Below are 13,947 nucleotides of genomic sequence, written 5' to 3'. Positions count from 1 at the left end.
CTACTCCGCCGCGCGCACGGCAGGCGCGCCGCTGATCGCGTCCAGCGCCTCCGCCAGGTCCTCGATCAGGTCGGCCACGTCCTCGAGGCCGACCGAGAGGCGCACCGTGCCGGCGGTGATGCCCAGGCGCGCGCGCTCCTCCTCGGCCAGGCGCATATGTGTCGTCGTCGCCGGATGCGTCGCCAGCGACTTGGAATCGCCGAGGTTGTTGGAGATGTCGACGAGGTTCAGCGCGTTCATGAAGCGGAAGGCCTCTTCCTTGCCGCCCTTCACGTCGAAGGTGACCAGCGTGCCGCCGGCCGACATCTGCTTCACCGCCAGCGCATGCTGCGGGTGGTCGGGCCGGTAGGGGTAGAGCACCCGGGCGATCTCGGCGCGCTCGGAGAGGAAGTCGGCGATGGCGGCCGCGTTGCGGCACATCTGATCGACGCGCAGCTTCAGCGTCTCCAGCCCCTTCAGGACCACCCAGGCGTTGAAGGGCGACATGGCGGGGCCGGTGTTGCGGATGAAGGGCATCAGCGTCTCCTCCACCCACTTCTTCGAGCCCAGCACGGCGCCGCCTAGCGTGCGGCCCTGGCCGTCCATGTGCTTGGTGGTGGAATAGACGACGATGTCGGCGCCCAGCTCCAGCGGGCGCTGGAGCAGCGGCGTCGCGAAGACGTTGTCGACCACGACCAGCGCGCCGGCGGCATGCGCCAGCTTCGCCACGGCCGGCAGGTCCACCAGCTCAAGCATCGGGTTGGAGGGGGTTTCCAGCAGCACCATCGCGGCGGGCTTGCTCAGCGCCGCCTTCCACTGGCCGAGGTCCGCGCCGTCCACGAATTCGCCGACGATGCCGTAGCGCGGCAGCAGCGTGCTGATGATCCAGTGGCACGAGCCAAAGAGCGCGCGGGAGGCGACCAGGCGGTCACCGGTCTTCAGCGTGGAGAGGAGGGCGGCATGGACCGCGGCCATGCCGGTGGCCATGAGCCGACAGAGTTCCGCGCCCTCCAGCAGCGCCAGCTTCTCCTCCAGGATGGTCGTGGTCGGATTGGCGAAGCGGGAATACTGGTAGTGCTCGATTTCGTTCTTGAATGTTGCCTCGGCCTGCTCGGCGCTGTCGTAGACGAAGCCGGAAGTCAGGTAGAGAGCCTCGGAGGTCTCGCCGTGGTTCGAGCGGTTGACGCCCCCTCGAACAAGCTGCGTGGCCGGACGGAACTTCTTCGACATCGATGACACCCTTCGAACACAGGCGTCCGGCACCCTGACACGGGTGGGATACCAGACCCGCGGGTCCGGTTCCGGGCCGTTTAGCGCGTTTGTTTTCCGCGCCCCCGGTCGACACCGATCGGGGAAGCGGCCCGTCTGGGACCTCGCCGCAAGCTGGCCGGACAAATCGCGAGGAGAACAATGCGTAATCCCGTCCCATGCCCGGCGTCAACCTTCGCCCCGTGACGCTCCAGGTAACAAAGACGCTCTTGAGGATTACCGCTGTTGACGCCGCAGGCAACGGAATGCAAGTCATGCAGCTCGATGAGCGCCCTCGATCCCTCTGTCGCCGGCCAACTGGCCGAAGACCTGCCGCCGGACGTGTTCCGGAGCATCATCGCCACGTTCGATGCCGATCTCTCACGCCTGGTGGCCGACCTCCAGGTGGCCCACCACGCGGGCGACCAGTCCGGCTACGAGCGCGCGGCCCATAGCCTGGCCGGTGCCGCCGCCGCCGTCGGCGCGGTGGGGCTGGAGCGCGAGGCGCGCATCGCCATGGACCACCGGCAGCCGGAACCGGCCGCCTCGGTCCTTCCCCGCCTGGTCGCGGAAGCCGGCGGCGCGCTGGAAGCCCTTCGCGCCCTCCTCAAGTAAGCCGACCACCACCGCCCCATTCCTGAAGGGATGCGCCGTCCCGGCTCCGGGGCGCAGCGCCTTTTCGCGCCTGGCCGCTCCCCCAACCTGCGTCGGACTCACCCTCGTAGAGGCATATAAACTTATCTTTATGTCTCTAGGCAGGCTCGTTTGGGCATGCTACGGGCACCCCCGCTCCAGACCGCACAAGGACACGCGCGCATGGCCCATGACTACATCGTCACCGATCTCTCCCTCGCCACCTGGGGGCGCAAGGAGATCGAGATGGCCGAGGACGAGATGCCCGGCCTCATGGCGACCCGCGCCGAATACGGCGCGAAGCAGCCCCTGAAGGGCGCCCGCATCGCCGGTTGCCTGCACATGACCATCCAGACCGCAGTGCTCATCGAGACGCTGAAGGCGCTCGGCGCCGACGTCCGCTGGTCCTCCTGCAACATCTTCTCGACCCAGGACCACGCTGCGGCCGCCATCGCCGCCGCCGGCATCCCCGTCTTCGCCAAGAAGGGCGAGACGCTGGTCGAGTACTGGGACTACGTCCAGAAGACCCTCGAATGGCATGACGGCGGCGAGCCGAACCTGCTGCTCGACGACGGCGGCGACATGACGCTGCTGGTCCATTACGGCCTGCGCGCCGAGAAGGGCGACACCGCCTTCCTCGACAAGGCGAGCAACGAGGAAGAGACCGTCTTCTTCGCGCTGATCAAGAAGCTGCTCGGCGAGAAGCCCGGCTGGTTCGCGAAGCTGGCCGCCGCCATCAAGGGCGTCTCCGAGGAGACGACGACGGGCGTGCACCGCCTGTATTCGATGGCGAAGGACGGGAAGCTGCTCTTCCCGGCCATCAACGTGAACGACAGCGTCACCAAGTCGAAGTTCGACAACCTCTACGGCTGCCGCGAGTCGCTGGTGGACGCCATCCGCCGCGGCACCGACGTGATGATGGCCGGCAAGGTCGCGCTGGTCTGCGGCTATGGCGACGTGGGCAAGGGCTCCGCTGCCTCGCTGCGCAATGCCGGCTGCCGCGTGATGGTGACGGAGGTCGATCCGATCTGCGCGCTCCAGGCCGCGATGGAAGGCTATGAGGTCGTGACCATGGACGATGCGGCCGGAAACGCCGACATCTTCGTGACGGCGACCGGCAACATCGACGTGATCACCGTGGACCACATGCGCGCGATGAAGAACCGCGCGATCGTGTGCAACATCGGCCACTTCGACAGCGAGATCCAGGTCGCCGGCCTGCGCAACTTCAAGTGGACCAACATCAAGCCGCAGGTGGACGAGATCGAGTTCCCCAACGGCAACCGCATCATCCTGCTCTCCGAGGGCCGGCTGGTGAACCTGGGCAATGCCATGGGCCATCCGAGCTTCGTGATGTCCGCGTCCTTCACCAACCAGACGCTGGCGCAGATCGAGCTGTGGGTGAACCCGACGGCCTACGACAAGAAGGTCTACGTGCTGCCCAAGCACCTCGACGAGAAGGTGGCCTTCCTGCACCTCGAGAAGGTCGGCGCCAAGCTCACTAAGCTGCGCGAGGACCAGGCCTCCTACATCGGCGTGACGACTTCCGGCCCGTTCAAGGCCGAGGCCTACCGCTACTGAGCTCTTCGCTTTGATGGGCACCCGGCCATGCGCTCGCGCATGGCCGGGGTCTGCCCCACATCGCGATCGCCCAAAAGAAAGGCGCGCCTCCCGGACGGGAGGCGCGCCTTTTTCGTGGCCTTGCGGCGGATGTCCCGGCCGGGCCGAAGCCCGGCCGGGTGAGCCTCAGCGCTCGGTGACGCCGCACCAGTCGGCAATGAACTTCGCCATGGTCAGCGTGCAGCGGCGCAGGTCCTCGATCGAGGTGCGCTCGTCGAAGCCGTGGTTACCCTCGCCCTTCGGGCCGTAGCAGAGCGCGGGAATGTCGTAGTAGCGGCCGTAGTAGCGCGTGTCGTTCACCGCGGTCGTGCGGCGCTCGTCCATGGCCGAACCGTGGACCTCGACATGCGCGGCGGAGAGCACCGCCTCCGCCTCGCTGCCCGGCTCCAGCACATAGCCGTCGGCCTGGAAGCCGTGCCAGACGATCTCGGGCGGGTTGTTCGCCAGGAAGTTGTCGCCCGTCGCCGCCGCCTTCACCGCGCGCTCCACGCCTTCCATGGCCGTCTTCACGTCCATCGAGGGCAGCAGGCCGATGCGGCAATCCACCTCGCACCAGGCCGGCGTGCTGCTCGCCCAGTCGCCGCCGCGGATGATGCCCGGGTTGAACTTGATCGGGTTCGGAACGACCGAGTACCACTCGTCCGTCTTGGCGGCCTCGTTGAGCTGCTTGGTGTGCTCCGCCAGCGCGTTGATCAGCGCATAGGCCGACATGATCGCATTGGTGCCGGACTGCGCGACGGCGACGTGCACGGGCACGCCCCGCACGCGCAGGCGGAACCAGATCGTGCCCGTGTGGGTCCGGGTGATCGTGTGACCCGTCGGCTCCGGGATCAGCGCCGCCTCGGCGCGATAGCCGCGCAGCAGGGTCGAGAGCGCGCCGTTGCCGGTGCTCTCTTCCTCGGTCACGGTCTGCAGGTAGACGTCGGCCGCCGGCTGGAGACCGGCCTCGCGCAGCGCGTCCATCGCGAAGACCATGCAGGACACGCCAGCCTTCATGTCGTTGGCGCCGCGGCCGTAGAGCCAGCCGTCGCGGATCGTCGCCGAATAGGGCGGGTAGGTCCACATGTCGGCCGGGCCCTCGGGCACGACGTCGATATGGCCCTGGATGATCAGGCTGCGGCCCGTCGGGTTCTGCGGGCGATGGGCGGCCACCACCTGCACGGAACCGGCGGGATCGACCTCGACCATCGGCGCCGCCTTCTCATGCGCCGGCAGGCCCACGTCGCCGAGGGTGTAGCGGTCCACCGCATAGCCGCGGCGGGCGAACTCGCGCGCCATCCAGTCCTGCAGCGGAGCTTCCTGGCCGCGCAGCGAGGGGAAGCGCACGAGGTCCTGCAGGAAGGCAACCTGCTTGTCGAAGACCGCGTCGACGGCGGTGGTCAGGCGGTCGAGCAAGGCTTTGTCAGTCATGGGATGCGTTTCCTTCGATCAGTTCGCGGGCAGCGCGTTGTTGGCGTTGGTGTACCAGGAGGGCGAGGCGTCGTAGCGCACGCGCGCGCGCAGGCCTGCCCAGGTCACGCGGGGGTAGAAGATCGGGATCACCGCGAAGTCGTCCATGGCGATGCGCATCGCCGCGGCCGTCTCGGCGTCGCGCCGGGGCTTGTCCATGATCTGCATCGCCGCGAGCAGCGTCCGGTCGAGATCCGGGTTCGTGTAGTGCTGCCGGTTGAACGCCCCCATCCGCGTCTCCGGATTGCGGGTCGCCACCACCTGCTGGAGCGTGATCGCCGCCAGGTTGGAGGCATAGGTGGTCATGAACATCGCGAAGTCGCGATTGGTCGCGCGGGTGAAGAAGGTCGCAGTCGGCAGCACTTCGACGCGGGTCTCGACGCCGATGCGCGTGAAGCCCTGCGCGATGGCCTGCAGCACCTCGCCGTCACCCGGGAACCAGCCGTTCGGCCCCTGGATGGTCATGCGGAAGCCCTGCGGATAGCCGGCCTCGGCCAGCAGCGCGCGCGCCCGCACGATGTCGAAGGCCGGCGCCGGGCGGTCGGGGATGCGGCCCACCGCGATCGGCGGGGCGAACTGCTCGGCCGGGCGGCCCTGCCCCGCCAGCAGGCGGTCGACGATGCCCTGGCGGTTGATGGACAGCGACAGCGCGTGGCGGACGCGCACGTCACGCAGCGGGTTGCGGTCCAGCGGTCGGCCCTGGCGATCGGTGATGGACGGCGCCTGCTCGCGGACCGCGTCCGGGAAGAGATAGGCGGTGCCGTTGCTCTCGGTGCCGAAGATCTCGATGCGCGGATCGGAGCGCAGGCGGGCGATGTCCTGCGTCGGCACGCCGTCGATGAGGTCCACGTCGCCCGTCAGCAGGGCGGCCACGCGGGAGGCCGGGCTGGTCACGAAGCGGATCTGCACGCGGTCCCAGGGAACGGCGCCGCCCCAAAAGGTCGGGTTGCGCTCGACCTCGAGCCGGGTGCCCTGCTCGTAGGAGACGTGGCGATAGGGGCCGGTGCCGATCATCGCGCGGCCGGAATTGAAGTCGGCCGTGGTGGAATCGGCGTGCAGCCGGCGCGACAGGATCATGATCGCCGTCAGCTCGGCGTCCAGAAAGGGCGTGGGCTCGCTCGTCGTCACGCGCAGCATGCGGTCGTCGACGATGGTCACGCCGGTCACGGTGCGGACGGTCGAGACGAAGGAGCCCGGGCTGTTCGGCACGCGCGGCAGGCGCGCGAAGGAGAAGGCGATGTCCTCGGCATGCAGCGGCGTGCCGTCATGGAAGCGCACGCCCTCGCGCAGGCGGAATTCCCAGGTCAGATCATCGATCGGGCGCCAGGATTCGGCAAGGCGGGGCACGATGGCGCCCGCATTGTCGAAGTCCATCATGGGGTCGAATACCTGGCGCAGGATCGCGTTGTTGCTGTTCGAGCGATGGAAGTGCGGGTCCATCGCCGTTGGCGCCGACTGCGCCGCGATGGTCAGATTGTTCTGTGCCTGCGCCGCAATGGGCAGAACAAGACAGATGGTCGCCAGCAACAGGCTGCGCATTCAGTAACTCCCTCCTAGAAAAAAAGATGTGACGGGCGGCTCCGGCCCTCAGGCCATCAGCATGCCGCCGTTCACATGGATGGTCGCGCCCGTGACCCAGGCCGCCTCGTCGGAGGCAAGGTAGGCCACGGCCGAGGCCACATCCTGCGCCGAGCCCATGCGGCCCAGCGGGATGCGCGACATCAGCCCCGTCTTCTGCTGTTCGTTGAGCTTGTCCGTCATCGGCGTGGCGATGAAGCCCGGCGCCACGACGTTGATCGTCACGCCGCGCGGCGCGACCTCCTGGGCCAGCGCCTTGCTCATGCCGATCAGGCCGGCCTTGGCCGCGGCGTAGTTCGCCTGGCCCGCATTGCCGGTGACGCCGACGATGGAGGCGATGGAGACGATGCGCCCCGTGCGGCGCTTCATCATGCCGCGCAGCGCGGCGCGGGCGAGGCGGAAGGGCGCGTTCAGGTCGACCTCCAGCACCGCGTTCCAGTCCTCGTCGGCCATGCGCAGGGCCAGCATGTCCCGCGTGAAGCCGGCATTGTTCACCAGGATGTCGAGCCTACCGTGGTCGGCCTCGATCTTCTCGACCAGCGCGGCCGGCGCGGCCGGGTCGTTCAGGTCCGCCGGGATCACCGCCGCCCGCTCGCCGAGCTTCTCGGCGACGGCCTTCAGCTCCGCCTCGCGCCGGCCGGTGAGCACGACCGTGGCGCCCTGCGCATGCAGCGCCTCCGCGATGCCGATGCCGATGCCGGAGGAGGCGCCGGTGACCAGGGCGATCTTGCCGTCGAGCTTGAACATGATGTCTTGATCCTCAGTCTAGGCGCTTGGCGAGCCAGTAGCGCGTATGCCCGGGCGGGTGGTCCGGCAAGGTGCCGAACAGTGAAAAGCCGAGCTTCTCGTAGAAGCCGCGGGCCTGGAAGGAATAGGTGTCGAGCCGGATGCCGGCGCAGCCGCGCGCCCGTGCCTCGGCCTCGGACAGGCGCATGACCTGCGTGCCAAGACCGGTGCCCCGGAGCGTCTCCGGCAGCCAGAGAAGGTCGATCACCAGCCAGCCGTAATAGGAGCTGCCGATGGCGCCGCCGAGCGTGTTGCGCGCCTCGTCCCGCACCAGGGCGGCGAAGTGCTTCCTGGCGGCGCCCGGCATGCCGATCGCCTGCTCGTTGAAGCCGATCAGGCCCTGGAGGATGACGTCCACATCCTCCTGGGCCGGCGCCTCCGTGATGAGGACGCTGGTCTTCACAGGCTCTTCAGGAAGGCTTCGACGTCGGCCGGGGTGTTGAGGGCAAGAGCCGTCGCCTCCGGCGCATTGCGCTTCATCAGCCCGGTGAGCACCTTGCCCGAGCCGACCTCGACGAAGCGGGTGCTGCCCGCCGCGACCATGGCCGCGATGCATTCGCGCCATCGCACCGTGCCCGTCACCTGCTGCACCAGCAGCTGCCGGATCTGGGCGGGGTCGCTGACCGGCGCCGCGGTGACGTTCGCCACCACCGGCACGGCCGGATGGGCCATCGCCGCCTTCTCCAGCGCCTCGGCCATGACATCGGCCGCCGGCGCCATCATCGCGCAATGGAAGGGCGCGGAGACCGGCAGCAGCATGGCGCGCTTCACGCCCTTGGCCTTGGCCAGCTCGACGGCACGCTCCACGGCGGCCTTGGCGCCGGAGATCACCACCTGGCCGCCGCCATTGTCGTTCGCGACCTGGATGACGTCCTTACCGGCATCGCCCGCCTCGGCCTCGGCGCAGATCGCCGCCGCCAGGTCGGCCTCGGCGCCGAGCAGCGCCGCCATGGCGCCCTGCCCCGGCGGCACCGCCTTCTGCATGGATTCGCCGCGCAGCCGCAGCAGCCGAGCCGCCGTCGGCAGGTCGAAGGTGCCGGCCGCCGTCAGCGCGCTGTATTCGCCGAGCGAATGACCGGCCACGAGCGACACCTGCCGGGAGAGGTCGAAGTTGCCCTCCTTCGCCAGCGCGCGGCACACGGCCACGGAAACCGCCATCAGCGCCGGCTGGGCATTGGCCGTCAGCGTCAGCTCCTCGGCCGGGCCCTCGAACATGAGCTTCGAGAGCTTCTGGCTGAGGGCGTCGTCGACCTCCTGGAAGGTTTCGCGGACGATCGGGAAGGCGTCGGCGAGGTCACGCCCCATTCCCGGCGCCTGGCTGCCCTGGCCGGGGAACACAAATGCAAGCGACATGTCGGTTCCATGAAGGATTTCTCGGGTCCAGCCCTTCGCCTTCGCCGGCCGAAGTGTCAACCGCAGAACTGGGGCGCCTGCCGCGGAGCACCGGCCCCGCGCCTGCCACAATCCCTTTGAAACCCGTGATTTAGGGGAGGGTCCGGTCGCCTTCGGCCAGGCTGCGCTGCATGGTCACGACATCCAGCCACTGGCCGAATTTCATGCCGACGGCCTTCATCACGCCAACGTTCCGAAAGCCCAGCGAGGCGTGCAGCCCGATGGAGCCGACATTCTCGCTGTCGCCGATCACCGCGACCATCTGGCGGAATCCCCGCTCCGCGGCGCGCTCCAGAAGCGTCTGGACCAGCGCCTTGCCGACGCCCATGCCGCGCACGTCGTCGCGGACATAGATGCTGTCCTCGGCGGTGAAGCGATAGGCGCTGCGGTCGCGGAGCCGGGCGAAATAGCCGTAGCCGACGATCTCGCCCTCGTTCTCCGCCACGATCCAGGCGCAGCCGGCCTCCTGCACCTTGCGGACGCGGGCGCCGACCTCGGCCTCGTCGGGCGGATCCTCCTCGAAGGTGCCCGTCCCGTGCAGGACATGATGGGCGTAGATGGCGGTGATGGCCGGCAAGTCCCGGGCCTCGGCCTCTCGAATATTCACTCCAGTCCAAGCTCCTCGGCAATGGCGCCGGCCAGGCGCAGCAAAGAATGGTCGCGGCCCGGCGCGGCCACCAGCGAAAGGCCGACCGGCGCGCCCTCCACCTGGCCGACGGGAAGGGTGACCTCGCAAAGTCCGGCCAGGCCCGCGATGGCGGTCACGCCCATGGTCGCCTCACGCACGGTATTCTGGTTCCCGGGGCTTGCCGTCAGAAGCGGCGCGGCGCAGGGGCTGGTCGGGTAGACCATCACCGCCCCGCCCGCCAGCACGGCATGGAGGCGCGCCCTGAAGGCGCGGCGAAAGGCGCGGCCGGCCGCGGCCTTGGCCGGGTCCATCTCCCGCGCAGCGGAAAAGCGCTCGGCTACGCCGGGCCCGAAGCGGGGCTTCGTGGCGACAACCCAGCTGCCCAGCGTGGCCCAGGCCTCCTGCGCCTGGATGCAGCGGAAATGCTCGTAGAGCGCCGGCAGGCCCTCCGGCGCGACATCGACCCGAAGCGGGGCGCCGCCGATCTTCTCCAGGGCCGACATGGCGGCCCCCAGCGCCCGGGCCGTCGCGGGCTCGGCATTGATCCAGGGCTCCTCGGCCTTCAGCAGGATGCCGCTCAGCCCCCGGCCCCCTTCCTCCGCCGGCAGCAGCGCGGCGCCGACGCGCTCCATCACCGCCGCGGAACGGGCGAACCAGCCGCAGGTGTCGAAGCTCGGCGCCAGGCCGCAGGCGCCGGCGAGGCTGATCGCGCCCCAGCTCGGCCGCAGGCCGTAGAGACCGCAATAGCTGGCGGGAATCCGCACGCTGCCGCCCGTGTCGGAGCCCAGCGCGAAGTCGACGAGGCCCCCCGCCACCGCCGCCGCCGAGCCGCAGGAGGAGCCACCGGGGAAGCGATCCGGCGCCCTGGGGTTGAGGGGGGTCTCGTACCAAGTGTTCTCGCCGGTCAGCCCATAGGCGAGCTCGACGGTCTTGGTCTTGCCGGCCAGGGCGGCGCCCGCCTCGAGGAGGTCCAGCACCACCGGCGCCGTCGCGGCGGCGGTCGGGTGCGTGCGCGCCCAGTCGGGATTGCCATAGGTGGTGGGGGTGCCGGCGACGTCGAAGAGGTCCTTCACGGCGAAGCTCAGCCCGTCGAGCACGCCATGGCCGAGCGGCGCGAGGGTCGCCCTCTCGCCGGGCATGAAGGCCTTCACATCATCGACCCTGGACATCGGGCATTGCTCTCGGACTGGTCCCCGCCGGACATGCTAGGGCCCTGGCCCGCCCGCGCAAGCGACTTCGGCGCCCGCCCCGGCGGAAGCGCCCGCCGGCCCTGCATGTAAAAAAGGCGCCTCCCGAAGGAGGCGCCTCGAAAACCGTCAGTCCGGCCGATATCGGGGGCGGGGCCCGGAGGCCGCCCCCGGCATCGCCTCAGCGCGCGCGCAGGAGCTCGGGCACGCGCAGCAGGATGAGCTCGTTGTCGTCGGCGCGCGTCAGGTGGCGGCCGGCGCTGAAGGGCAGGTTGTTGTCGTTGCCCACGATGATGTGGTCGGCATCCACCATGGCCACGTTCTCGATGGTGAAGAATGGGAAGGTGAAGCGGCCGGCCGGGGCATTGGCCGGCAGGTCGCCGCGCAGGCGGGCGCGGTTGTCCGGGTCCTGGATGGCCATGAGGTCGATATAGCCGATCCGGCGCACGAAGCCGTTGGCGTCGACCTGGCTGAAGTCCACCAGCGTGACGCGCTTCACGCCGGCGGGCTGCACGAAGCAGGCCGGCGGGCGCTGGCCCTCGCGGCATTCGAGGCCCGGGTCGCCCTGGCCGTTGTCGCGCTCGATGATCAGGGCGCGGTTGGCGTCGATGAAGTTGAAGTCGCCGATCGCGGTGGCGCCTTCCGAGAGCTGGAAGCGCAGGTTGCGGCCGGTCCACTCGTTGCGGGCGACGTTGAACTCGATCAGGCGCAGGAAATTGCCCTCGGAGCGGTCCGTGCCGGCCGCGAAGAGCGGCTGCTCCAGCAGGCCCCAGAGCGTCTGGCCGTCCGGCGTCAGCGCCATGCCCTCGTAGCCGCCGGAGCGGCGGGCGCGGAAGGCGGTGGTGCCGGTGGGGGTGGCGGGAACCACATGCGCCGGGTGGTCGGGCGAGCGGATCGCGTCGTTGTCCAGCCGGGTCTCGACCACATGGGTCACGCGGCCCTCGGCGTCGACGCGCATGAGGTAGGGGCCGAATTCCTCGCCGATGTAGAAGGTGCCGTCCGGCAGCGGCTGGATGCTCTCGGGGTCGAAGTCGGCACCGGTCAGGAAGCGCTCGCGGCTGCCTTCGGTCGTGATGCGGAAGGGCACGACGCTGTTGGGATCGCTCAGGAAGACGGTGCGCTCCACCGCCACCTGGCCGGTCGCGAAGTCGGGGCGGACGCGGTGGAACATCAGCAGCGCGTCGGGGCTGTTGGCGCGGGCGCCGAAGCCGTTATCGGTCAGCACCCAGTAGCTGCCGTCGCCGACCGGCTTGATGCCGGAAAAACCCTGCACGGGCTGGCCCTGGAAGGGCAGGGAAATGCCGGTGTCGCGGCTGCCATAGGCGGCGCCGGTGTTGCCCATCACGCTGCCGGGCTGGGCCACGCGGTTGGTGGTGGGGCCGGCGAAGCGGCCGGAGACGGCGAAGCCCGGGGGCGCGCCCTGCGGCGGGGCGGTGAAGGTGGCGGCAGGCAGGATGGCGTGCCCCGCGAGGCGCGCCTCGAAGCGCTGTTCGGCAGCGGCCGGGAGCACGAAGCTCACGGCGGCCAGGGTGGCGAGAAGCAGATGACGCATGGCGGAGACCCTCTAGTGGAGGGCGCCGCCTACCAGCGTCGCGTGACGAACCCGCGACGTTCGTGTGTCGGTCCTGTCAAACCAGCTCGAGCAGGAGCGACTTGGCCATCAGGGCAGCGAAGACGCCCGTGCCGATGGCGGCGCCCACCGGCATCCATCGGTGGGACAGCGCGAAGACCGCTCCACCGAAGATCAGGGCCCAGGCGAACAGATCGCCGTATTCCACGTAGCTCACGGCTCATCCTTTCCAGCGCGTCATGCGCCCGCCATCTTAGGAGCCGAGTCGCCGACAAATCCAGATTAAATTACGATTGCGTAAGAGAAGCCTTCGGCCGGCCCTGCGGGTCCCAGTTGGCGTCGTCCAGCCAGGCCTCGATGGCCGCGCGCCGGCTCGGCCACTCGTCCTCCAGGATCGAGAACCAGTCCGTGTCGCGTCGCCGGCCCTTGATGACCAGATGGGCGCGCAGCGTGCCCTCGAAGACGAAGCCCAGCCGGCCGGCCGCCCGGCGGGAGGGCTCGTTCAGCGCGTTGCACTTCCAGGTCAGGCGCCGGTAGCCGAGGTCGTCCATGGCGTGGCGCATGAGCAGGTGCATGGCCTCGGTCGCGGCCCGGGTGCGCTGCATGCGCGGGCTGAACCAGATATTGCCGATCTCGATATGCGCATGGGCCGGATGGATCTCCATCAGGGAGAGCCAGCCATCCACCGTGCCCGTCCGATGCGGGCGCACGGCCCAGACCATGGGATCATGCGCCGTGGCGAAGCCCGCCACGAAGCTGCGCATCGCCGCCTCGTCGGTGAAGGGGCCGTAGCCCATATAGGCCCAGCTTTCCTCGGCCTTCTGGGTCTGCGCGGCGGTCCAGAGGTCCGCCACATGGCGGAGGTGGAGCGGCTCCAGATCCACGCTCCGCCCCTTATGGGGGATGCGCGCCGGCAGGGGGCGCGGCGTGGGGTCGACCCGTGGGCCCACCGGGGGCTCGGTTCCGGGTTCGGAGGGTGGGGTATGCGGCGGAGGGTTATCTCTCATGCGGGCATCATCTCCGTCTTGCGCCTTCGCGTCACCCACCCCAAAACCCTCCGATGGACATCGCCGTCGACCCCATTGTCACCGCCCCGCCGGGCTTCTTCGCGGAAGAAGTCACCTGGGTTCATCATTGGACCGAGAGCCTGTTCAGCTTCAAATGTCGGCGCGACCCGGCCTTGCGCTTCACCTCGGGCCAGTTCGCCATGATCGGCCTGGTCGTTGCCGGCAAGCCGCTGGTCCGCGCCTATTCCATGGTGAGCCCCGCCTGGGAGGACCACCTGGAGTTCCTCTCCATCAAGGTGCAGGACGGCCCGCTGACCTCGCGCCTCCAGCACATCCAGGTGGGCGAGCGCGTGCTGATCGGCCGCAAGCCCGTGGGCACGCTCATCACCGACAACATCCTGCCCGGCCGCAACCTCTGGATGCTGGCGACCGGCACCGGCCTCGCCCCCTTCATGTCGCTGATCCGCGACCCCGAGGTCTATGACCGTTACGACCGCGTGATCGTCGCCCACACCGTGCGCGAGGTGAAGGAGCTGGCCTACCGCGACTACATCACCGGCGAGCTGCGCGACCACGAGCTGCTCGGCGAGATGGTCCGCGAGAAGCTGATCTATGCCCCCGCCGTGACGCGCGAGCCCTTCCCCGTCCAGGGCCGGATCACCACCCGCCTCGAATCGGGCGAGGCCGAGCGCCAGGCCGGCGTGGAGACGCTCGATCCCGCCTTCGACCGCGTGATGATCTGCGGCAGCGAAGCCATGAACGCCGACGTGAAGACGCTGCTCGAGGCGCGCGGCTTCGTCGAGGGCACCAACCACGCCCCCGGCAGCTACGCGCTGGAAAAGGCGTTCGTCACCAAATAATCCATTGAAT

The 13,947-nt window shown here is 69.2% G+C and carries 14 protein-coding genes; 3 read left to right on the top strand and 11 right to left on the bottom strand.

Features of this window, described 5'->3' with window-relative positions; translation table 11 throughout:
• On the bottom strand, positions 1-1,209 hold the full coding sequence (gene metZ / locus KHU32_RS06635) for an O-succinylhomoserine sulfhydrylase (RefSeq protein ID WP_213669218.1): 1,209 nt from the start codon (positions 1,207-1,209) through the stop codon (positions 1-3).
• Between the two features lie 303 nt (positions 1,210-1,512).
• Here metZ and KHU32_RS06630 point away from each other — a divergent pair, with 303 nt between their 5' ends.
• Both KHU32_RS06630 and ahcY read left to right on the top strand, forming a co-directional pair.
• Positions 1,513-1,842, top strand: a complete 330-nt coding sequence (locus KHU32_RS06630; protein ID WP_213669217.1) for an Hpt domain-containing protein — start codon at positions 1,513-1,515, stop codon at positions 1,840-1,842.
• 201 nt (positions 1,843-2,043) lie between these two features.
• Positions 2,044-3,441, top strand: coding sequence for an adenosylhomocysteinase (gene ahcY, locus KHU32_RS06625; RefSeq protein WP_213669216.1), 1,398 nt, complete (start codon positions 2,044-2,046; stop codon positions 3,439-3,441).
• A gap of 165 nt (positions 3,442-3,606) precedes the next feature.
• Here the strand turns inward: ahcY and KHU32_RS06620 are convergent, their stop codons facing one another.
• From KHU32_RS06620 to KHU32_RS06575, 10 genes are all read right to left on the bottom strand, one after another.
• Entirely contained in the window at positions 3,607-4,890 is a 1,284-nt protein-coding gene (locus KHU32_RS06620; protein ID WP_213669215.1) for an ArgE/DapE family deacylase, read from the bottom strand.
• An 18-nt stretch (positions 4,891-4,908) separates the two neighbouring features.
• Complete coding sequence (locus KHU32_RS06615; RefSeq protein WP_213669214.1) at positions 4,909-6,468, bottom strand: ABC transporter substrate-binding protein; 1,560 nt, start codon at positions 6,466-6,468, stop codon at positions 4,909-4,911.
• A gap of 48 nt (positions 6,469-6,516) precedes the next feature.
• The gene (fabG, locus tag KHU32_RS06610) at positions 6,517-7,254 is read right to left on the bottom strand and encodes a 3-oxoacyl-[acyl-carrier-protein] reductase (RefSeq protein ID WP_213669213.1); all 738 of its coding nucleotides are present in this window, start codon (positions 7,252-7,254) and stop codon (positions 6,517-6,519) included.
• A gap of 13 nt (positions 7,255-7,267) precedes the next feature.
• A complete protein-coding gene (locus tag KHU32_RS06605) occupies positions 7,268-7,696 on the bottom strand; it encodes a GNAT family N-acetyltransferase (protein ID WP_213669212.1) in 429 nt (142 codons plus the stop codon).
• The gene (gene fabD, locus KHU32_RS06600) at positions 7,693-8,646 is read right to left on the bottom strand and encodes an ACP S-malonyltransferase (RefSeq protein ID WP_213669211.1); all 954 of its coding nucleotides are present in this window, start codon (positions 8,644-8,646) and stop codon (positions 7,693-7,695) included. The genes KHU32_RS06605 and fabD overlap by 4 nt, the downstream gene beginning before the upstream one ends.
• A 130-nt stretch (positions 8,647-8,776) precedes the next feature.
• The gene (locus tag KHU32_RS06595; protein WP_213669210.1) at positions 8,777-9,292 is read right to left on the bottom strand and encodes a GNAT family N-acetyltransferase; all 516 of its coding nucleotides are present in this window, start codon (positions 9,290-9,292) and stop codon (positions 8,777-8,779) included.
• Positions 9,289-10,482: an amidase gene (locus KHU32_RS06590; RefSeq protein ID WP_213669209.1), complete on the bottom strand. Its 1,194-nt coding sequence runs from the start codon at positions 10,480-10,482 to the stop codon at positions 9,289-9,291. Before KHU32_RS06590 ends, KHU32_RS06595 begins: the two co-directional genes overlap by 4 nt.
• 199 nt (positions 10,483-10,681) lie before the next feature.
• Positions 10,682-12,052 carry an esterase-like activity of phytase family protein gene (locus KHU32_RS06585; protein WP_213669208.1) on the bottom strand — a complete coding sequence of 457 codons (1,371 nt, stop codon included), beginning with the start codon at positions 12,050-12,052 and terminating at the stop codon, positions 10,682-10,684.
• Positions 12,053-12,128: 76 nt separating this feature from the next.
• Positions 12,129-12,287, bottom strand: a complete 159-nt coding sequence (locus KHU32_RS06580) for a hypothetical protein (RefSeq protein ID WP_213669207.1) — start codon at positions 12,285-12,287, stop codon at positions 12,129-12,131.
• A 70-nt stretch (positions 12,288-12,357) separates the two neighbouring features.
• Positions 12,358-13,020, bottom strand: coding sequence for a GNAT family N-acetyltransferase (locus KHU32_RS06575; RefSeq protein ID WP_347265510.1), 663 nt, complete (start codon positions 13,018-13,020; stop codon positions 12,358-12,360).
• A gap of 110 nt (positions 13,021-13,130) precedes the next feature.
• On the opposite strand from KHU32_RS06575, the gene KHU32_RS06570 reads away from it, so the two are divergent.
• A complete protein-coding gene (locus tag KHU32_RS06570) occupies positions 13,131-13,937 on the top strand; it encodes a ferredoxin--NADP reductase (RefSeq protein ID WP_213669205.1) in 807 nt (268 codons plus the stop codon).
• Positions 13,938-13,947: the final 10 nt, after the last annotated feature.

Source organism: Roseococcus pinisoli (assembly GCF_018413645.1).
Taxonomy (GTDB): Bacteria; Pseudomonadota; Alphaproteobacteria; order Acetobacterales; family Acetobacteraceae; genus Roseococcus; species Roseococcus pinisoli.
Note: the sequence above shows the minus strand (reverse complement) of the source record. Positions and strands in the feature narration are given on the sequence as shown.